The sequence below is a fragment of the Burkholderia cepacia genome (assembly GCF_001039005.1).
Lineage (GTDB): Bacteria > Pseudomonadota > Gammaproteobacteria > Burkholderiales > Burkholderiaceae > Burkholderia > Burkholderia theae.
Window position 1 is genome coordinate 65,402 of sequence record NZ_LDWR01000025.1, and the last position, 19,194, is coordinate 84,595.

The 19,194-nt window shown below is 64.7% G+C and carries 18 protein-coding genes; 4 read left to right on the forward strand and 14 right to left on the reverse strand.

Going from position 1 to position 19,194, the window contains the following annotated elements:
* Positions 1–3 precede the first annotated feature (3 nt).
* The 7 genes from VL15_RS15655 to VL15_RS15685 form a co-directional block, all read right to left on the reverse strand.
* Entirely contained in the window at positions 4–402 is a 399-nt protein-coding gene (locus VL15_RS15655; RefSeq protein ID WP_048246539.1) for a RidA family protein, read from the reverse strand.
* 77 nt (positions 403–479) lie between these two features.
* A complete protein-coding gene (benD, locus tag VL15_RS15660; RefSeq protein WP_048246540.1) occupies positions 480–1,256 on the reverse strand; it encodes a benzoate diol dehydrogenase BenD in 777 nt (258 codons plus the stop codon).
* A complete protein-coding gene (gene benC / locus VL15_RS15665) occupies positions 1,253–2,275 on the reverse strand; it encodes a benzoate 1,2-dioxygenase electron transfer component BenC (RefSeq protein ID WP_048246541.1) in 1,023 nt (340 codons plus the stop codon). The genes benD and benC overlap by 4 nt, the downstream gene beginning before the upstream one ends.
* 40 nt (positions 2,276–2,315) lie before the next feature.
* Positions 2,316–2,804 carry a benzoate 1,2-dioxygenase small subunit gene (benB, locus tag VL15_RS15670; RefSeq protein ID WP_048246542.1) on the reverse strand — a complete coding sequence of 163 codons (489 nt, stop codon included), beginning with the start codon at positions 2,802–2,804 and terminating at the stop codon, positions 2,316–2,318.
* Positions 2,801–4,159 carry a Rieske 2Fe-2S domain-containing protein gene (locus VL15_RS15675; protein ID WP_048246543.1) on the reverse strand — a complete coding sequence of 453 codons (1,359 nt, stop codon included), beginning with the start codon at positions 4,157–4,159 and terminating at the stop codon, positions 2,801–2,803. Before VL15_RS15675 ends, benB begins: the two co-directional genes overlap by 4 nt.
* 114 nt (positions 4,160–4,273) lie before the next feature.
* Entirely contained in the window at positions 4,274–5,209 is a 936-nt protein-coding gene (gene catA, locus VL15_RS15680; RefSeq protein WP_048246544.1) for a catechol 1,2-dioxygenase, read from the reverse strand.
* A gap of 52 nt (positions 5,210–5,261) precedes the next feature.
* Complete coding sequence (locus VL15_RS15685) at positions 5,262–6,398, reverse strand: muconate/chloromuconate family cycloisomerase (protein WP_048246545.1); 1,137 nt, start codon at positions 6,396–6,398, stop codon at positions 5,262–5,264.
* A gap of 844 nt (positions 6,399–7,242) precedes the next feature.
* Here VL15_RS15685 and VL15_RS15690 point away from each other — a divergent pair.
* Entirely contained in the window at positions 7,243–9,156 is a 1,914-nt protein-coding gene (locus tag VL15_RS15690; RefSeq protein WP_080970849.1) for a S10 family serine carboxypeptidase-like protein, read from the forward strand.
* A gap of 88 nt (positions 9,157–9,244) precedes the next feature.
* Here the strand turns inward: VL15_RS15690 and iaaH are convergent, their stop codons facing one another.
* The 4 genes from iaaH to VL15_RS15710 form a co-directional block, all read right to left on the reverse strand.
* Positions 9,245–10,717 carry an indoleacetamide hydrolase gene (iaaH, locus tag VL15_RS15695; protein ID WP_048246577.1) on the reverse strand — a complete coding sequence of 491 codons (1,473 nt, stop codon included), beginning with the start codon at positions 10,715–10,717 and terminating at the stop codon, positions 9,245–9,247.
* Positions 10,718–10,820: 103 nt separating this feature from the next.
* Positions 10,821–11,534 (reverse strand): helix-turn-helix transcriptional regulator, encoded by a 714-nt coding sequence (locus VL15_RS15700; RefSeq protein ID WP_048246547.1) that lies wholly within the window; start codon positions 11,532–11,534, stop codon positions 10,821–10,823.
* Positions 11,535–11,716: 182 nt separating this feature from the next.
* On the reverse strand, positions 11,717–12,154 hold the full coding sequence (locus VL15_RS15705; protein ID WP_155420235.1) for a hypothetical protein: 438 nt from the start codon (positions 12,152–12,154) through the stop codon (positions 11,717–11,719).
* Positions 12,155–12,292: 138 nt separating this feature from the next.
* The gene (locus VL15_RS15710; RefSeq protein ID WP_230684468.1) at positions 12,293–14,284 is read right to left on the reverse strand and encodes an alpha-galactosidase; all 1,992 of its coding nucleotides are present in this window, start codon (positions 14,282–14,284) and stop codon (positions 12,293–12,295) included.
* A 13-nt stretch (positions 14,285–14,297) separates the two neighbouring features.
* Between VL15_RS15710 and VL15_RS15715 the strand changes: the two genes are divergently transcribed.
* Positions 14,298–14,477, forward strand: coding sequence for a hypothetical protein (locus VL15_RS15715; protein ID WP_048246549.1), 180 nt, complete (start codon positions 14,298–14,300; stop codon positions 14,475–14,477).
* Positions 14,478–14,765: 288 nt separating this feature from the next.
* On the opposite strand, the gene VL15_RS15720 is transcribed toward VL15_RS15715, so the two are convergent.
* The gene (locus VL15_RS15720) at positions 14,766–15,668 is read right to left on the reverse strand and encodes a LysR family transcriptional regulator (protein ID WP_048246550.1); all 903 of its coding nucleotides are present in this window, start codon (positions 15,666–15,668) and stop codon (positions 14,766–14,768) included.
* Between the two features lie 157 nt (positions 15,669–15,825).
* Here VL15_RS15720 and VL15_RS15725 point away from each other — a divergent pair, with 157 nt between their 5' ends.
* Complete coding sequence (locus tag VL15_RS15725) at positions 15,826–16,602, forward strand: SDR family NAD(P)-dependent oxidoreductase (protein ID WP_048246551.1); 777 nt, start codon at positions 15,826–15,828, stop codon at positions 16,600–16,602.
* Positions 16,603–16,662: 60 nt separating this feature from the next.
* Here the strand turns inward: VL15_RS15725 and VL15_RS15730 are convergent, their stop codons facing one another.
* Positions 16,663–17,847 carry a sugar transporter gene (locus tag VL15_RS15730; protein WP_048246552.1) on the reverse strand — a complete coding sequence of 395 codons (1,185 nt, stop codon included), beginning with the start codon at positions 17,845–17,847 and terminating at the stop codon, positions 16,663–16,665.
* A gap of 203 nt (positions 17,848–18,050) precedes the next feature.
* Between VL15_RS15730 and VL15_RS15735 the strand changes: the two genes are divergently transcribed.
* Positions 18,051–18,725 (forward strand): HAD family hydrolase, encoded by a 675-nt coding sequence (locus VL15_RS15735; RefSeq protein WP_048246553.1) that lies wholly within the window; start codon positions 18,051–18,053, stop codon positions 18,723–18,725.
* Positions 18,726–18,892: 167 nt separating this feature from the next.
* On the opposite strand, the gene VL15_RS15740 is transcribed toward VL15_RS15735, so the two are convergent.
* Positions 18,893–19,194, reverse strand: a 302-nt coding sequence (locus VL15_RS15740; RefSeq protein WP_048246555.1) for a YadA C-terminal domain-containing protein, incomplete at its 5' end; no start/stop codon positions are given.

The following is a 19,194-nucleotide window of genomic DNA, read 5'->3' on the forward strand; positions in this document are numbered from 1 at the left end:
CGATCACGCCTGCAACACCGCCACCGCCTTGATCTCGACGATATAACCGGGCGACCCGCCCAGCATGTGCGCGCCGACCGCCGTCCACGCCGGTTTCGGGTGCGCAGCGAGGTAACGGTCGCGCACCTGCATGAACAACGGCAGGTCGCGCATGTCGGTATGGAACGTCGTCAGGTCGACCACGTCGTTGAACGAGGCACCCGCGGCCTCCAGCACGCGCCCGAGATTCTCGAACGCCTGCACGATCTGCGCTTCGCGGCCTTCGACGAGTTGCATCGCCGCGTCGCGGCCGATCTGACCGGATACGTACAGCGTATCGCCGACCTTCAGGCCCGGCGCGTAGCCGATTTTCTCGTACACCGCTTCCATTCCCGCCGGAACGATGGCTTTGCGATCACGCATGGATGTCTCCGTGGCCGGCGTCTTCGCACTGGCCGATGGGTTGTCGATGAACAGCAGGCAGCTTCACGGCAAGTCGCTCAACCCGTATCGCCGCCCGCAACCGGCAGCACCGTGCCGGTGATGTAGCTCGCCTCGTCGGACGCGAGGAACAGGATCGGCGCGATCTGTTCGTCGAGGCTGCCGTAGCGCTTGAAGTACGTCGAATCGGTCACCTGCCGCACCGCTTCGCCCATCCACGCCTGTTCCTGCTCGCTGTCGCCGGCCGCATTGCGCGGCACGCGGCGTGGCGGCGCGCTGGTGCCGCCCGGCGCGGTCGCGACGACACGAATGTTGTGCTCCGCGTATTCCATCGCGAGTGCCTGCGTCAGCGCGTTGACGCCGCCTTTCGCCGCCGAATACGGCACGCGGCGGATGCCGCGGGTCGCATTCGACGAGATGTTGACGATCGTGCCGCTGCCGCGCGCGAGCAGGTGCGGCAGCACCGCGTGACAGGTATAGAGCGTCGGCATCAGCGAACGGCGAATTTCCGCGTCGATCTGCGCCGGCTCGAACTCGGCGAACGGGCGCATGCGAATCGCGCCGCCGACGCCGTTGATCAGGATGTCGATGCCGCCGAACGTCTGCACGGCACACGCGATTGCCGCGTGCGCGCCGTCGTAGGTTTCGAGATCCGCGACGAATCCGGCCGTCTCGCCATGCGGCGCTTCGGCGGCCACCTCGGCGACGAAATCCGCGCGATCGACGAACAACACCTTGCCACCTTCGGCCGCCGCGCGCAGCGCGACGCCGCGGCCGATACCCTGTGCCGCGCCGGTGACGACGACGACCTTGCCGGAGAATCGTTGCATGATCATGCCGCCTTTGCCGTGACGTTGGGGGTGAACTTCTCGTAGTGGAAGCTGTTGGGCTTCACGCCTTCGTCGTCGAAATACTTGCGCACCGCATCGACCATCGGCGGCGGCCCGCACAGATACACGTCGACGTCGCCGTCGTTCAGCGCATCGGCCGGAATATGCTGCGTGACCCAGCCCTTGCGCGGGTGGCTCGATGCCGCGTCCGCGATGACCGTCGCAAAGCTGAAGTTCGGCAGTTTCGCCGCATAGGCTTCAATCGCGTCGACCAGCACGAGATCGAGATCGCGCGTCACGCCGTAGATCAGGTGCACCTTCTGCTGCGAACCGGTGCGCGCCAGCACCTCGAGCATCGACAGGAACGGCGCGAGGCCCGTGCCGCCGGCGAGCAACAGCAGCGGCCGCTGCACGTCGCGCAGGTAGAAGCTGCCGAGCGGCCCGTGCAGTTCCAGCGTGTCGCCGGGCTGCGCCGATTCGAGCCACGTGCTCATCACGCCGCCGGGAATCTTCTTGATCAGGAAGCTGACCTTCGTATCGGCCGGCGCCGACGAGAACGAATAGGAACGGTGCTGGCCGCTCGCGGGCACGTCGATGTTCACGTACTGGCCCGGCAGGAACACGGGCGCGGCCGCGCCGACGTCGAGTTCGAGCACGACGGCCGCATCGTTGTGCTGCTCGACCTTCGTCACGGTCGCGGCAAAGCCGCTTTGCCCGGTCTTGCAGGCGACCGACGACGTCGGCACCGCGATCACGCAATCGCTTTGCGGCACCATCTGGCACGTCAGCACGAGGCCGCCGTCCTTCTCGTCCTCGGTGAGCGCGTCGTCGATGTAGTCGTCGCCGAGATCGTAGGCGCCGCTTTCGGCGCGGCACTTGCAGGTGCCGCACACGCCGTCGGAACAGTCCATCGGCAGGTTGATCTTCGCGCGGAAGGCCGCGTCGAGGACTTTCTCGCCGGCCTTGCAGTCGATGAAGCGGGTCACCCCGTCCTCGAAATTCAGTGCAATCTTGTAGCTGGACATGGCATCACCTCCACTTCCTTTCATGACAAAACAACGGGCGTCAGACGTGGTAGACGTCGAGCACCTGCCGGATGTAGTCGTTCTTCAGCACGATCTTCTTGTGCGAAATCAGCAGCGCGTCGCCCGCCTTGCGCAACGTGACGAACATCGTGCCGAAGAAGTGGTCGGTCACGCGGTAACGATGGTTCAGCGTGTGAAAGTTGTAGCGCACGTCCACTTCGTTCTCGCGTTCGGCCAGCACCTCGACGTTCGTCACGTTGTGGCTGGTACGCGGCTCGGGTGTCGACGCGCCGCTGCGCTCGGTCTTGATGCGGAACACGCGATCCTCGAGGCCACCGCGATCCGGGTAGTACATCAGCGAGATCTGGCTCTGATGGTCGTCGGTCGGCCGATCGTCGTCGTCCCACGCGGGCATCCAGTACGTGACGTCTTCCGTGTAGCAGGTCAGCCACTCGTCCCACTGGCGATCGTCGAGCAGACGCGCTTCGCGATACAGCGCCGCGCACACAGTCCGGTAATCGAAGTTCATGCCGCCACCTCCCCGCGTTCCTTCTTCAGCGCATCGCGCATCACATGCATCCAGTGTTCGTGCTGGCACACGAACAGCCCTTCGTCCTCGCTGCGCTCGCCCGAAATGCGCGGGTTCAGCCCCATCTTCCGGGCGTTCTCGTCCGGGCCGTCGACCCACAGCGGCGCACCGCGCGACATGTCGTTCCACATCGCCGTGGTGCCCGCATAACCGGCCTGGCATGCGCGGAACTCCTCGAGGTCGTCGGCAGTGCCCATGCCCGTCACGTTGAAGAAATCCTCGTACTGGCGAATGCGGACCGTGCGGTCGGCTTCGCTCTCGCCCTTCGGCGCGAAGCAGAAGATCGTGACTTCGGTCTTGTCGACGCCGAGCGGCCGCACGACACGAATCTGCGTGCTGAACTGGTCCATCAGGAACACGTTCGGGTACACGCACAGGTTGCGCGTCTGGTTGACGATGAAATCGGCCTGCACGTCGCCGACGCGCGCCTTGATCTCGTCGCGATGCTGGTACACCGGCCGCACTTCCGGATTCATCGTCTGCGTCCACAGCAGGATGTGGCCGTTGTCGAAGCCGTACACGCCCGCGACCGACTTGCTCCAGCTGTTCGCGTCGACGGCCTTGGTGCCGTCTTCCTTGCGCCGGCCCATCGTCGCCGCGTAGTTCCAGTGCACGGTGCTGACGTGGTAGCCGTCGCAGCCGTTCTCCATCTGCATCTTCCAGTTGCCTTCGTAGATGTAGGACGAGTTGCCGCGCAGCACTTCGAGCCCGTTCGGCGCCTGGTCGACGATCTGGTCGATGATCACGCGCGCTTCGCCGAGGTAGTCCTCGAGCGGCAGCACGTCGGCGCTGAGGCTGCCGAACAGGAAGCCGCGATAGTTCTGGAAGCGCGCCACCTTCTTCAGGTCGTGCGACCCGTTCGTGTTGAACTGCACCGGGTACTCGGTCGTCTTCTCGTCCTTCACCTTCAGCAGCTTGCCGGTGTTCGAGAACGTCCAGCCGTGGAACGGGCACGTGAAACTGCCCTTGTTGCCGTGCTTGCGGCGGCACAGCATCGCCCCCTTGTGGGCGCACGCATTGATGACCGCATGCAGTTCGCCGGTCTTGTCGCGCGTGACGACCACCGGCTGCCGGCCGATCCACGTCGTGTAGTAGTCGTTGTTGTCCGGAATCTGGCTTTCGTGCGCCAGATACACCCAGTTGCTCTCGAAGATGTGTTTCATCTCGAGCTCGTACAGCTCGGCGTTGGTGAAGATGTCGCGGCGGCAGCGGAATACGCCGGCTTCCTTGTCGTCCTGCACGGCAGTGGCGAGCAGGTGCTCCAGTTCGTTGGCTTGGTCGATCGTGGCGGACATGTTGGCTCCTCCCATGCGCGTGCCGGGTCCTGCAAGGCACGCTCGCATCGGTGTCGGTTGAATCTCGCGGGAACCCGGCCGGCGGCGGCGCATCCGCGCCGCGCCGGCGGGCGGTTATGCCGTCGCGGCAGCGCGCAGGCGGTGGACGATCTGGTTGTCCTTGCCTTGCACCAGCGGCGTCAGCACGAAGTTGAACTCGATGTCCTGGTACGCATCGGCCTTCATGCCGAGTGCCGTGCCGCCGGTCTTGTCGACCACCGGCGGGATCAGTTCCTCGCGCGTCGCATACGCGAAGTCATCCCAGATCAGCGGATCGCCGTCGATGTTGAACTGCGTCGTCAGCTTGCGGTGATCGTTGCTGTCGACGAAGAAGTGCACGTGCGCCGGGCGGTTGCCGTGGCGGCCGAGGCCATTCAGCAACTGCTGCGTCGCGCCTTGCGGCGGGCAGCCGTAGCCGACCGGCATCAGCGTGCGGAATTCGTACTTGCCGTCCGCGCCCGTCTTCACCGCGCCGCGCAGGTTGAATTCGGTCTGCGCGCCGGTCGGGTCGAAGTGCGAATAGAAGCCTTTCGAGTTCGCGTGCCAGCATTCGACCAGCGCGCCGGCCACCGGCTTGCCGTCGACGCCGGTCACCGTGCCGTGGATCACGAGCGGGCCCGCGCCTTCGTCCGCGTCGAGGTCGATCTTCGACACACCGTCGCGCACCGGTGCGCCCGCCACATACAGCGGCCCTTCGATCGTGCGCGGCGTGCCGCCGTCGAGGCCGACAGCCTTGTCCTCGGCGTCCATCCGGATGTCGAGATACTTCTCGAGGCCGAGGCCGGCCGCGAGCAGCGCCGCTTCGCCGTCCTGGCCGAGCTTGTTCAGGTAGTTGACGCCGGCCCACACTTCGTCGGGCGTGATGTCGAGATCGTCGATCGCCTTGAACAGGTCGCCGAGCAGCCGCTGCACGATCTGCCGGGTGCGCGCGTTGCCGCCGTTCCCGCCTGCATTCGACGCGGCCTTCAGCAGGTCCTGCACTTCGTTGGTCTCGAAAACTTTGACGCTCATGATGGTGTCTCCACGTAGTTATGGGGGAATGGCGGGGCTTGCCTGGCTCGCGCTACCGGACGACTTTCGTCAGCCCGTCGCGGGTAAAGCGCCTGACCTTGTCCTCGTCGAGTTCGATACCGAGACCGGGGCCGTCCGGCACGGTCAGTTCGAACTCGCTGTAGTCCAGCGGCTGCGTCAGGATCTCTTCGGTGATCAGCAGCGGCCCGAACAGTTCGGTGCCCCACTGCAGATTCGCGAAACTCGCGAACAGGTGCGCGGAGGCGACCGTGCTGAACGCGCCTTCGAGCATCGTGCCGCCGTACAGCTCGATGCCGGCCGCATCCGCGATCGCGGCCACACGCTGCGCGGCGAAAAGCCCGCCGCTCTGTTCGATCTTGATCGCGAACACGTCCGCGCCGTGATGCTTCGCGATGTCGAACGCGCTGTCGGGGCCCTGCAGGATTTCATCGGCCATCAGCGCGACCGGGAAGCGGCGCATCAGGCGCGCCAGGGCCGCGGCGGACGCGACCGGTTGTTCGACCAGTTCGCAGCCGGCATCGGCCAGCGCGGGAATCGCCCGCACGGCCTGCGTTTCGCTCCACGCCATGTTCACGTCGACGCGCACCGATGCGCGGTCGCCGACGGCTTTCTTGATCTCGGCCACGTGCCGGATATCCGCGGCCAGCGCCTTCGCACCGATTTTCAGCTTGAACACGTTGTGGCGGCGCTGATCGAGCATCCGCTCGGCTTCGGCGATGTCGGTTGCCGTGTCGCCCGAAGCGAGTGTCCATGCGACCGGCAGGCGGTCGCGCCGGCGGCCGCCGAGCAGTTCGCTGACCGGCACGCCGAGCCGCTTGCCGTGCGCATCGAGCAGCGCGGTTTCGAGCGCGCTCTTCGCGAAGTGGTTGACCTTCGCGAGCTTGCCGAGGAACGCCATCAGCGTCTGGATGCGCGTCGCGTCGTGGCCGACGATCGCCGGTGCGAGGTACGTGTCGATCGCGAGCTTCATCGCCTCGGGGCTTTCCGGGCCGTACGCCATGCCGGCGATCGTGGTGCCTTCGCCGATACCCGTCACGCCGTCGCTGCAGAACACCTTCACCAGCATCAGCGTCTGGCCGTGCATCGTGGCGACCGACAGCTTGTGCGGACGGATCGTCGGCAGGTCGACGAGACGGGTTTCGATGCGTTCGATGGTGACGGAGGACATGGGGCACGCCGTGTAGATGAAGTTCTTGAGGCGATTTATACGTCCCGGTCAAACGGAGCGTCCAATACTTTTGGGCGGCCATTTCAATACCTGAGAGGTATTGAAATTCGGGGGTATTCGCCAAATATCGCCGACCACCATACCCGTCGTGACAGGCAATACGGTCTGCAAGCCATGCTGGATCAGGGGGAGCGACAACCCGGGATGCGGCCCGCCGGGGGGCCGGAATGGAGGCAGCCGCCGTGCCGGCCGGGGCATGAAAAGGCCGCTTCGGCGAGCCGCATCAGGGTTTTCCTGATGGATCGCCACGGTTCTCGACCAGATTGGCGACGCGCCCGATCGTCGGCGACGGCGGAAAGCGACGCGGGCTGACCCCACGAAGCATCATCGGAACGGCACACCGGCGAACTCGACGAAACCGCGGCCTGCTCGGCATCAAGATCGCGCCAGAGCGCGAGGAATTTCCCGCCCGGCGCGCCCGCCGAATATCCGCTGACGCCCAATAATCAAAAAGCATTCGCATCGATTGACGAACCCTTCGAGTTAATCCGTGTTTATAAAAACATACTCAACATTTTCAACTTCTACAAACTTCTTGCGCTGTAAAATTTTGTGACATACATTCGGTACGCCATCCTAACCGATGCGCCACGGAAGCTCGAATCCCATCAATAAAAACAAAAGAAGCATAACGATTAATTCATTAATCATCACTTACGGCATGCAATCGTGCCGATCTTGTCACGCCCATTCAATTCGTTAATCAACGGCAAACAGGAGGTTGCCGAAATACAGGAGACGTATAAAAACTCGCCTTTTTCAAATTCGAACATAAGGGGTAAAAATGTCGCGTTTACCTGATGCGAATCATTTCGGCCGTCGACTACCGTCGATCAAGGCCGGCTATCTCGGAGCGGCCATCCTCGCCGCATGTCTCGTCTCGGCCTGCGGTGGTGATGACAGCCCGGCCGCTTCAGTGTCTGCCGCTTCGGCTCCGGCGCCGCTACCGCCTCAAACCACGTCCGCCACCACGCCATCGTCACCGTCGCTGCAGCCTTTGGCCGCCGACCAGCCCTACCTCGACAACACGGCCTACGACACGACCGCAACCGGATCGCTACCGTCCGCGACGGAAGCGGCGGCGGTGACGCACCATCGCATTACGCTCAACGGCAAGCCGCTCACCTATACGGCGACGGCAGGCCACCTGACCGTGCGGGATCCCAATACCAACGCGCCGACGGCGTCGATCTTCTACACCGCGTACACGCTGGATGGCGCGGACGTCACGAAGCGCCCGGTCACCTTCTTCTTCAACGGCGGGCCCGGTTCGTCATCGAACTTTCTGCACATGGGCTCCTACGGGCCGATGCGGGTATTTTCCGAACAGGGCTCGACCGTCTCGGGTCCCAATGACGTCACGCTCGGAGAAAACCCGCAGACGCTGCTGGACAAGACCGACATCGTTTTCGTCGACCCGCCGGGAACAGGCTATTCCGAAGCGATCGCGCCGAAGAAAAACCAGGATTTCTGGGGCGTCGATGCGGATGAGCGAGTCAATGCGGGGCTGATATACCGCTACCTGAACATCAACAATCGCGGACAGTCGCCGTTGATGATCTATGGCGAGTCCTACGGCGGGCCCCGTGTCGGGATCATGTCGTACACACTGCACGACACCTACGGAATCAAGCTGAGCGGCCTGATCATGCAGGCGCCGGCCCTCAACGAATACGAACAGCGAATCAACAAGTACAGCGACGGCTCCGTTCATGCCAGCCGCCGTTATCCGGTTCCTTCGCTGATCGGCCCGACCATCACGATGGCAGCCCAATACTGGGGAGCCATTACCGACCCGACTCTGTCCGCGCTGAGCCTGCCCGATCTCTTTCAACGATCGGAGGATTTCTCGTTCAATACGCTCGTCAAGCTGGCGGATCCGCTGAATGCGTCGACCGGGCTGCCCGATTCGTCGTCGCGCTCGTCCTCCAGTGCGGTAACCCTGGCGCAAACCGTCGCACCGCAGCTCAACGCGCTATTCGGCAATCTCCTGTATGCCAATGCAAGCGGCAGTCCGTACTTTTTCAATGCCCAGGCGCAATCGATCCCATCCAACCCGACGGTAATCGGCGATACCTTTTATTTCGCCAACGAAGGCGTCGGACCTCAAATTCCATTGAGTTTCGACAATGCTTTCGTTCAAGGGAAAACGCTCGGCGCATACGATCTGCGCAAGGCTTTGGCGGGCGCCAACATTCGGGCATCGATCGACAATTACCTGACTTACGATCCATCGCTCGACGACTTGTCCGCCTACACGCCGATCTTTACGTCATACGTTTATAACAGCCTCAAATACCAGACCGTTTCCGGATATCAAGGGCTGAATGCGGCAACCGGAAACAACTGGAATCACACCACCAGCTATCCGAACGGCAGTCAACTGCCCTTCCCCGACGCGACGATCTTCATTGCGGATGAAATGGCGATCAATCCGAAAATGCAGGTGATGACCGCAGCCGGGTACTACGACGGCGTGGTGCCGGCCGCGCTCGTCGACTGGGACATGCAATACGTATCGGATCCCAAGGGCGGCCAGATCCCGTCATCGCAAATGCAATCCAGCTACACGCGGGTGCTGTACCCGGGGGGCCACATGGCCTACGCGGACGACGCCAGCCGTCAACAGATGCACGACACGCTGGTCGGCTTCTATGCGAAGGCAACCAGCACCTCGATTCCGTCGATGACCCGATAGCTACCCGAGCGCGCTGCCCGGAACGCGAAAGCAAAGTCGATCGCATCCCGTCGCGATCGCCTGGCCACGCGTTCCGGCAGATCACGCGTCACGTTGCGCCGCCGGCGGCCGGGTAACCGGCCAGCCGGCCCTCCACCCCATAGCCGTCGTCCGGCGCCGGCAGCCGCCCGAGCACCCGTTCGACGTGCAGCGCGACCGCGATGAGTTCGCGATCGGTGCCGGCCGCGCCATCCAGTGCAAGGCCGACCGGCAGACCGGCCGCCGTCAGGCCGGCCGGCACGGTCATGCCCGGTACACCGGCATTGCTGCCCGGCTCGGTATTCCTGGTGTAGGTGCGGAACACCGGAACGGTCTCGCCGTTGAGGATCATCGTGTCGCCCGACGGGATCGGGCAGGCGGTCGCGATCGTGGTCGGAAAGGCCAGCGCATCGGCACCGCTGTCGGCCAGGCACTGCCGATACGCGGCGCGCGACCGCGTACGCCGGTCGAGCGCGGTGCGGTAAGCCATTTCGCTGATGCCGGCCGGGCCGGTGATATGCCGGGCAATCCTCGCGACGTCCGGGCTCCCCACGTTCGCGACGATGTCGTCGACCGACAGGTCGTAGCCGTTCTCGACCAGATACGCCTGCATCGACGCACGGAATTCGTACATCGCGATCACGGCCGGCTCGTCGTCGAAGAACCCCGGGTACGCATTCAGGTCGATGTCGACGCACTCGAATCCCGCCTGCTCCAGCTTCGCCACCGCGGCATGCGCCACCGCGTCGACATCCGGCGCGATGCCGCGCCAGAACGTCGTGCGCGGAATCGCAAGACGCACGGGACGCGCCATGCTGCGCATCGGGGTCGACATCGACGCGGCGTCGCCGGCCAGGATCGCGTCGAGCAACGCGATGTCCTCCACCGACCGGGCAATCGGGCCGACGGTGTCGCGCGTGCGGGAAATCGGCGCGACGCCGCCCGGCGGGTAACGCCCCACCGTGGGCCGAAAGCCGACCACGCCGCACAGCGCCGCCGGAATCCGGACCGAGCCGCCGGTGTCCGTGCCGAGCGCGGCGGGGACCACGCCCGCGCCGACCAGCGCGCCCGAGCCGCTGCTGCTGCCGCCCGGGATCCGGTCGAAATCGTACGGGTTGCGCACCGCGCCCGTCACGCGGTTGTTGCCGGACACGCCGAACGCGAGCTCGTGCAGGTTCGTCTTGCCCGCGATCAGCGCGCCGTGGGCCAGCAGCCGCGCGACGACCGGCGCATGCTGCGGCGGCAGGCGGTTGTGCAGCGCCAGCGTGCCGTTGCCGGTCGGCAGGCACGCGGTGTCGATGTTGTCCTTGATCGCGATCGGCAGACCGAGCAGCACGCGCGGGGTGGCCGACGTCGCAAGGTCGCGGTCGCAGCGGGCGGCTTCGGCCAGCAGCCGCGCGTCGTCGACGCACGTGAAACCGTTCAGGTAACGCCAGCGCGCGTGCCGCTCGATGAAGGCATACGCGTATTCGACACAGGAAAACTCCCGGCGCAGGATCGCGTGCCGGGCTTCGGTGAGCGTCAGGGAACCCAGGGGGGTCATGGTCGGCATGCCTCGTAACAGGGGATCGTCACAAGGTAGGACGCGCGGATTTTGACGCCCATCATCACAATGGATGACCCCGGGTCGCCCGCGGCGCGACCGGTCACGCCATCGCGACCGCCAGGCTCGCCCGGTTGGCGACACCCTTCTTCGCCATCACGCGCCGCAGATGCGTGCGGACCGTCGACAGCCCGATCCCGAGCGTGCGCGCGACGTCCTTGTCGGTGTAGCCGGCGGCGACGAGCCGCGCGACGTCGCTCTCGCGTTCGGTCAGCCCGGCGCACGCATGACGCCGCCTCAGCAGCGCGCGCCGGAAAAACGGCTCGATGCCGTTCAGCAGCAGCTTGTCGCGTTCCGTGAAGTCGGGCCGCCCTTGCGCGCGCCAGATGCGCAGGTCGCCGACGTGCGTGTCGCCGTCGAACGCATAGACGTTGATCCCGTGGTGCATGCCGTCGCGGCTCAGGAAATCGTTGTAGAACGCGGTGCGCTCCAGATCGCGGCGGCTCATCACCTCGTCGACGCAGGTCGCCACGCGGCGCGCACGCAGTTGCGGCGTGACCGGGTCGATATGCTGGAACCACGCTTCATACCGTGCGATCTGCGACGGATCGAGGTTGTACGAGAAGCCGTTGCGCCAGAGCCCGGTTTGTCCGTCGCAATCGAACGATGCGGCGAAATCCGCGCGGATCAACTGCGTGATCGCGGGCAGCACGACGGTCCTCACATCGACGAGCGGCCCCAGCGCTTCCAGGCGGGCAACGATGTCGCCGAACAGCCGGAGTTCCTCCGGCGTGATATCGGATACGGACAGGTTCATGATGGATTCTCCGCAAGCCGGTGGCGAACGCGTGCACCGAAAGCGTCGACGGGCGCTTCCGCGACGAAGGCCTGAACGCGCACGGGTTCGACTGAAGGCGCCATGTTATGCGGCCGATCGAGGAATGGCGTATCGAATACCACACCGGGCCGCGGCATCGTTGCGCAGGCGCGAAGACCCGGTCAGCGGCTGGCCGCCGAGACCGACGCCTGCCATTGCGCGGCCACGCCCGCGAAATCCTTCACCTTGAACACGGAGCCGTCCTGGACGTGGACCCAGCCCAGCGTCCGCTCGGCCAGCGGCTTGTCGTGGTCGTCCGTCGCGATCTTGACGATCGCGTGCGCGCGGATATGCACGAGGCCGTCCGGATAGTCGGACGACGGGTTCGACAGCGTTACCGTCACGAACGGGCCGAGATCCTGCAGCAGCTGCGCGGCCGGCGGGTTGTCGGCCATCAGCAATGCACCGCCCTTCACGCGGTCGTCGACACGAATGCCCATGCCGTCCGGGCGCCGCTGCGCGGCGGTCGGCCGCGACATCCACAGCACGTGGTCCGGGTTCAGAAAGACCGCATCGGGGTCTCCCATCGCGTCGCGGGTTTCAATCCGGGGTATCGGCATGCAGGGGCTCCAGTCGGACATCGGGCACCGCTCGCGGGTGCGACGGTGCCATGATGATGCCGCAATATAGCGGCTTCTCGCGTATCGCCCGACGCATGGCGCGACCACCCGTGGCCGGATAGCCGCGTCACGCGCACGTTACTGCTTCGCCGGCGCGCTGATGCCGTCGATATCGGGCGCCCAGCCCGTCGGGTTGGAGAACTTCAGCGTGTTGGCGCTTCCCTGCTTGAACGTGCCCGTCACCGTCAGCGTCGACACGCTCCCCCACCCGCCCGTCGACGGGAACGACACGGAGACGGGCGCCGCACCGTCGAAACCGAGCTGCGCGCTGCGCGGCGTCGAATCGCCGTTTACGTAAGCGATCACGATGCTGTATGTGCCGTCCGACGCAACCGAAATGCCGTTGATCGTCAGCGTCCCGTTGCTGGTGCCGTCACCGTTCCCGATATAACCGACGTCCTGTCCGCCCGAGCACGCGCCGCAAGACGACACGCGCGCCGCACCGCCGAGCGTATTGCCGGCCGCCTCGGCCTCATACGCCATCGGCGGCGGCGGCGGGACTTTCACCGGCCCGGCCACCACCGCGACCGACGTGACCTCCGGTGCCGGCGTCGTGCTGTCGAGGCTCGACAAGGTCAGCGTGTTCTGCCCGGACACCAGGTTCGCGAACACCGTCACCGTGCCGACGGCATTGCCCGTGGGCGGAAACGCGAGCGTCGTGCCGTTTCCGCCGTTCGCGCCGAGCCGAGCCTTGACGGTTTCCGTTCCGGCGTTCTGGTACGCGATCTGGATGTAGCCGCCCGCCGTTTGCGAGGTCACGTTGTTGAACGTCACAGTGCCGAGCCCGGTGACCTTCTTGCCGCTCGCGCAGGCGGCGCAGTCCGTATACGTCGCGCCACCCGACAACGTACTCGGCAGGAACGTCGTCGACGGAAGGTCCGTGCCGCCCAGCACCAGCATCACCGTGCCGCCGGCGGGTACGCCCGCGACCGTATAGGAACCGTTGGCCGTGCCGAGATCCTTGTGTGCCCAGATATCGCGGACGGTGGCCGAGGTCCCCGCGGCGAAACCCAGTTGCTGCCACGTGACGGTCATGTCGCTTGCCGCCGACCCGTTGTTGAACAGCAGGACGGCGCGTTTTCCTGCGCCGGCCAGCAGCTTCGCCCAGACCTGCTGCCCATTGGCATCCGCGACCTTCAATCCCTGCAGGCCCAGCATGTCCTGGTCGATCGCGATCAGCTCGGGATTGGTGAGCAGGCTCACTGTAGCGCTCGCGAGTGTCTGCGACAGGTCGTTCCCGAGTATCATCGGCGCGCCGGCGATGGCCCACAGATTCACATGCGCGAGGTCGTTCGCCGCCGTCATGCCCATGCCGGCCACCATCATGTCCGGATCGTTGTAATAACCGGTGTGCTGGCCTTCGGGATGATAGTTGCCGTTGAAATTGCCCAGCACGGAACCGAACTTCGGAACCCCGCTCCCCGGCCCGTAGATATCGCCTGTCGTCCGCCACGACGTCGCGATGCCCGCGCCCCAATCCCAGGGCCCCAGGTTGTCATCCGGATATCCGCTGCCGCCGAGCGTGCCCCAGTCGCACATGTTCAGCACGAGAAGCTTTCCGGTGGCGGCATAGGCTTTCTGGATCGCCTGCGATATCGCCGTATAGGCTTGCTGGGGATCGTATCCGGCCACCCTGCCGCCGCACCAGTCGACCTTGACGAAGTCGTAGCCCCATTGCGCGAACTGCAGGAAATCGTGATCGTAGTGCGCGTAATCGCTGCCGACGAAATGCGTGCCGTTCGTGTTTCCGCAGCCCTGCGGACCCGAGTCGATATAGATGCCGGCCTTCAACCCCTTGCCGTGAATGTAGTCGGCCATCGCCTTCATCCCGCCCGGCCACTGGTTGGTGGGGTTGCCGTTCATGTCGACGTTGATGATGAAGTTGCCGTTGGCATCGCGTTTCCTGGACGTCCACCAGCCTTCGTCGATATTCACATACTGGTACTTGTTGCCCGTCGCGAGGTTCGCGTTCAGTGCGGCCAGCCCGTCGGCCTGCGCCTTGATCGTCGTGAAGCTGACGTTCTCCTCGAGGCTGTTCCACGACGACCAGCCCATCGGAGGCGGATTCACCGCGATCTGCTGCATGGCCGTCGGCGCCGTGGCCGTGGTCCCGCTGCCACCGGCCGTCGATGTCGTGCCGGTGGTGGAGGTCGTACTGGTTGCCGAGGTGCTCGTTCCCGGCGATGAATCGACATCGTCGCCGCCGCATGCGGACAAACCAATCGCCGCCGCAACGAAGCACATCATCAATATTCCTAAATGATTTCTGCTCTTCATCTTTGTCTCCCGATCGTTGTGAATGACGCACGTCGGCCCGCTTCGCACGCGTACGCAGATTAATGACGTTCCTTTCTCCGTTTCAATCTTTGCAGCATGCGGTCAAATACTGGGAGATGAAGGGTTTTCGGATCGGGAATGTTTTATCGTTAATAATTTAAATAATTGACGGGAAAAACCCAATCTTTGGTGATGCTGCCGACGAAATGGAAATAATTCGGGCGGCTATTGCGGGTTTATGGCGAAACCGGAAGTTCACCCTGCTTCGTAGCGACTATCCCCGCCACGTTGCCTGCGCCAGCTTCGCCACCAGTTCGTCGTACACCACCCGGATGCGACGGGGCATCGGGCCACGCCGCGGCCGATAGACGTGCAGTTTCCACGGTTCGGGTTCGAGGTTGGACAGCAAGCGCACCAGACGCCCCTTGTTGACGTACGGCCGGACGAGATATTCTGAGCACTGAGCGAATCCCAACCCCGCGCACACGGCGTCGACCTCCGCCTCGGTGTCGTCCGTCAGATAGGCCGGCGACGCGGGTTTGAATTGTTGCTCTCCGCGAAAAATCCACGGCCATGCCCGGCCGCTCGCGCGGTCGATCAGGCACGTCACCGGCATCGCTTCAAGTGCCTTCAGGTTTTTCGGCTCACCCAGCCGTTTGATCAGCGACGGCGCGCCCACGACCCACATCGGCAACGGCCCGACCATGCGCGCGACAAAGCGGTTATCGCCGATCGCCCCGACCCGCACGCCGATGTCGATCTGTTCGTCGACCACCGGCGAAGGCACATCCGACAGTCTCAGATCCGGCACGAGACCCGGGTACCGCTGCATCAGATCGGTCAGGATCGGCTGGACGTAATGACGCCCCATGCCTGACGGGGCCGTCACCCTGACGATGCCGACCGGTTCATCGACCTGACCGTTCGCGGCCCCGAACAACCCGTCGACGGCGGAAAGCGCCGCCTGCGCCTCAAGCGCGAACGACTGCCCGAAGGCGGTAATCCGGATACTGCGGGTCGTCCGATGGAACAGGGTTTCGCCCAGCATCTCTTCCAACTCGCGCACCGCGCGCGTGACGACCTGGGGCGACACGCCGAGACGCGCCGCCGCCTCGCGGAATGTGGGCGCCGCGGCGGCCGCGGCAAAGATCTTCAGGATGTCGAGTCGGTTGAGCATGAGTCTCCCCGTTGACGCTTGTGACGAAGCGATTTTATTCCTGAATCAGGAATTCTGAATGCGTCATTGTTCCATTTTTTTATGGCCGACGAACAACCACACTGTGCTTCAGACGTCGTTTCGACGTGAATGATCAACCCCTCTGGAGCATCTCATCATGAACGCAAGCACCCAACCGGCTCAACTCGACGGCCGCATCGCCCTGGTGACGGGCGCCAGTTCCGGCATTGGCCGCGCATCCGCGATCGAACTCGCACGGCGCGGCGCGAAGGTCGTCGTCTCGGCACGACGCAAGACGGAACTGGATCAGCTGGTCGAAGTCATCTCGGCCGCCGGCGGCGAAGCCAGGGCTTTCGCCGCGGACGTCGCGAACGAAGACGATCTCCGCAAGCTCTTCGCGTTCACGGCATCGACTTACGGACGCCTCGACATCGCATTCAACAATGCCGGCACGGAGGGGGTGTTCGGGCCGCTGCTCGAGCAGGATGCCGAACGGTTCGACATGGTGTTCGAACCGAACGTGCGCGGCGTGTTCAATTCGATGAAGTACGCGGCCGAAATCATGCTGCGCCAGGGCTCGGGCAGCATCATCAACAATGCGTCGATGGGCGGGCTCATCGGCTTCGAGAATGCGTCGGTGTATATCGCGAGCAAACACGCGGTGATCGGGATGACGAAGACGGCTTCTATCGAGTGGTTCAAGCGAGGCGTGCGCGTCAACGCACTGTGCCCCGGGCTGATCGAAACGCCGTTCCATCACCGCGGCATCTGGCCGTCGGACGATGCGCAACAGGCCTTTGCCGCGGCGACGCCGGCCGGACGTTGGGGGTCCGCCGAGGAAATGGCGACGATCGTCGCGTTCCTCGCGTCGGACGATTCCAGCTATGTGTCGGGGCATGCGCTCGTGGCCGACGGCGGTTATTCGATTGCATGACGTGTCAGGCGCGCCGTCGGGCCACTGCCGCCGACGTCGCGCCCGGGAACCGGGCGTCGGTTACGCGACCGCCCGTTTCGCGTGAAGGCGCAACGCGAGCCACGCGATTCCGACCGCGACCGCGCCGACCACGCCACCGAAGGTGCCGACCCACGGCAATCCAAAGCCGCTCGCGATATGGTTGCCGAGCAGCGCGCCGGCGCCGATGCCGACGTTGTAGAGGCCCGAGAAGATCGACACGGCCAGGTCGGTTGCCTCGGGCGCCAGCTTCAGTACCCACGCCTGCATCGCGAGACCAAAACAGACGATCGCACCGCCCCACACCAGCGTATGTACGGACAGCGTGACGATGTTCAGCGCGCACGGGAACAGGATCAGCAGGCACCCCGACAACGCGATGATCGACGCCAGCAGAAACCTGTCCGGCTCGTGCGGATAGACACGATTGAAGCAGATCGCGGCCGGCATGCCGGCAATGCCGAACAGGATCAGCACATACGTGATCCGGCTGCTGCTCGCGTGGTTGACGCTCTGGACGAAGGGTTCGATGTACGTGTACGACGTGAAATGCGCGGACACGACGAGCACCGTAATCGCGTAGAGCGACACCAGCGCCGGCTTGCGCAGGAAGACGCCGACGCTGCTGAGGGATCCGGCGCCCTGGCTCGGGAGTTCCGGCAGCGTGGCGCGCAACAGCAGAAGCGCAGCGCCTGCCGCGCCCGCAATGATCAGGAACGTGACGCGCCAGCCGAACGCCTCGCCGATCACGCGCCCGAGCGGAATGCCGGCGACCATCGCGATCGACGTGCCCATCGCCAGCATGCTGAGCGCGCGGCTTTTCCGGTCGCTTGGCGCGAGCCGCACGGCCAGCGGCACGGAAATCGACCAGAACACCGCATGCGCGCACGCGATGCCCAGCCGGCCGACCATCAGCACCGCAAAATTCCACGCGACGCCCGTAACGAGGTGGCTGACGATGAACACCAGCAGCGCCCCGACCAGCAGCCTGCGGCGCTCGATGTGACGCGTGACCAGCGTCAGCGGCAGGGACACGACGGCGACGGCCCACGCGTAGATCGTCAGCATCAGGCCGACGTCGGTCGGCTGCATGTGCAGACTGTCGCCGATCGCGCTGAGCAGCGCGACGGGTACGAACTCGGTGGTATTGAAGATGAAGGCAGTCAGTGCCAGGGCCACTACGCCCCACCACGAATGCTCGGAACTGATGGCGTCCGGTGTTGCCATACCTGGGATCGACGAGGGTTGGGGGCGCGTACGGCGCGGAAAACCCGGCCTGGCGCATCGCCCGCGATTGTACCAGCGGCGCATGACTCGTCACGGCGCGTTGCGGTCACGGGACATCGCCATGACATGGCCATGCGCCGATAATGTGTCGACGGGATTTTCACCGACGGTTCGTTCGAACCCAATCAGGCCAGGAGATTCACATGCGCATTGAAACGTCTTTTCTGTTCGATCTCGACGGCACGCTCGTCGACAGCGTCTATCAGCACGTGCTCGCGTGGAAGGAAGCGCTCGATGCCGAGGGTATCGAATTGTCGGTGTGGCGCATCCACCGCAAGATCGGGATGAGCGGCGGCCTCTTCCTGAACCAGCTGCTGCGCGAAACGGCGGGCGACATCGACGCCGAGCGCGTCGAACGGCTCGCCCGGCTGCATGCGGCCGCGTACCAGCGGCTGCGCGCGCAGGTTCGGCCGCTGCCGGGCGCGCGCGAACTACTGGCCGCGCTGTCGAGCGCGGGCATCTGCTGGGCGATCGCCACCAGCGGGCGGATGGAAACGGCCTCCGTCAATCTCGAGGCGCTCGGCGTCGATCCGGCAAAGAACGTCGTGGTCACGCGCGATCAGGTCAAGTACGCGAAGCCGGACCCCGACCTGTTCCTGACCGCGGCCGCGCAACTGAACGTGCCGATCGAACACACGGTCGTGGTCGGCGACAGCATCTGGGACATGCTCGCCGCCAGCCGCTGTCGCGCGCTCGGCGTCGGGCTGCTGTCAGGCGGATACGGCAGCGACGAACTGGAGCGTGCGGGCGCGCTGCGCGTGTACGACGATCCGGCGGATCTGCTGTGGCATCTCGACGAAATTGCGGCACGGCCCTGAACTGAGCGGTCTCCGGAATCGCGTTCGCGGGCTCGACGCCGAGCTCGCCACGCTGCGTGCGCGCCGGCACCCCGGCTTGTCCGCAACAACGATGCAAACATGCGCGCCACGCATCGACTGCAGCAATGCCGGGTCCTGCCGCCGCGTCAAGACGCCTGACAACACCATCACCAGCTATACCCATACCCGGCACCGTAGGTCTTGTTGTTGCCCGACATGCCGATACCCAGCTTCAGAATGCCGTTGGGCGAGACATGCGCGCTCGCGCCAAACGCCATGCCCGACGCGCCGGCAAAGCGCGCGACACCCACTGCGAAGTTGATCGTCTTGCCGGGTTCGACCTGCGGCATCATGGTCAGCGCCGTCGCCGCGGCAATGCCCTGCCTTGCCATCTGGTCGGTCTGCTGCAATTGCGAACCGAGCGAGTTGATCTGCGCCTGCTGGCCTGACAGCGCCGTCGACAGCGTCG

What these genes read in the sequence shown, in the direction of transcription:
- VL15_RS15655 (WP_048246539.1), bottom strand. Translation starts at nt 402, where the DNA reads ATGCGTGATCGCAAAGCCATCGTTCCGGCGGGAATGGAAGCGGTGTAC.
- benD (WP_048246540.1), bottom strand. Translation starts at nt 1,256, where the DNA reads ATGATCATGCAACGATTCTCCGGCAAGGTCGTCGTCGTCACCGGCGCG.
- benC (WP_048246541.1), bottom strand. Translation starts at nt 2,275, where the DNA reads ATGTCCAGCTACAAGATTGCACTGAATTTCGAGGACGGGGTGACCCGC.
- benB (WP_048246542.1), bottom strand. Translation starts at nt 2,804, where the DNA reads ATGAACTTCGATTACCGGACTGTGTGCGCGGCGCTGTATCGCGAAGCG.
- VL15_RS15675 (WP_048246543.1), bottom strand. Translation starts at nt 4,159, where the DNA reads ATGTCCGCCACGATCGACCAAGCCAACGAACTGGAGCACCTGCTCGCC.
- catA (WP_048246544.1), bottom strand. Translation starts at nt 5,209, where the DNA reads ATGAGCGTCAAAGTTTTCGAGACCAACGAAGTGCAGGACCTGCTGAAG.
- VL15_RS15685 (WP_048246545.1), bottom strand. Translation starts at nt 6,398, where the DNA reads ATGTCCTCCGTCACCATCGAACGCATCGAAACCCGTCTCGTCGACCTG.
- VL15_RS15690 (WP_080970849.1), top strand. Translation starts at nt 7,243, where the DNA reads ATGTCGCGTTTACCTGATGCGAATCATTTCGGCCGTCGACTACCGTCG.
- iaaH (WP_048246577.1), bottom strand. Translation starts at nt 10,717, where the DNA reads ATGACCCCCCTGGGTTCCCTGACGCTCACCGAAGCCCGGCACGCGATC.
- VL15_RS15700 (WP_048246547.1), bottom strand. Translation starts at nt 11,534, where the DNA reads ATGAACCTGTCCGTATCCGATATCACGCCGGAGGAACTCCGGCTGTTC.
- VL15_RS15705 (WP_155420235.1), bottom strand. Translation starts at nt 12,154, where the DNA reads ATGCCGATACCCCGGATTGAAACCCGCGACGCGATGGGAGACCCCGAT.
- VL15_RS15715 (WP_048246549.1), top strand. Translation starts at nt 14,298, where the DNA reads ATGGCCGTCGGCGCCGTGGCCGTGGTCCCGCTGCCACCGGCCGTCGAT.
- VL15_RS15720 (WP_048246550.1), bottom strand. Translation starts at nt 15,668, where the DNA reads ATGCTCAACCGACTCGACATCCTGAAGATCTTTGCCGCGGCCGCCGCG.
- VL15_RS15725 (WP_048246551.1), top strand. Translation starts at nt 15,826, where the DNA reads ATGAACGCAAGCACCCAACCGGCTCAACTCGACGGCCGCATCGCCCTG.
- VL15_RS15730 (WP_048246552.1), bottom strand. Translation starts at nt 17,847, where the DNA reads ATGGCAACACCGGACGCCATCAGTTCCGAGCATTCGTGGTGGGGCGTA.
- VL15_RS15735 (WP_048246553.1), top strand. Translation starts at nt 18,051, where the DNA reads ATGCGCATTGAAACGTCTTTTCTGTTCGATCTCGACGGCACGCTCGTC.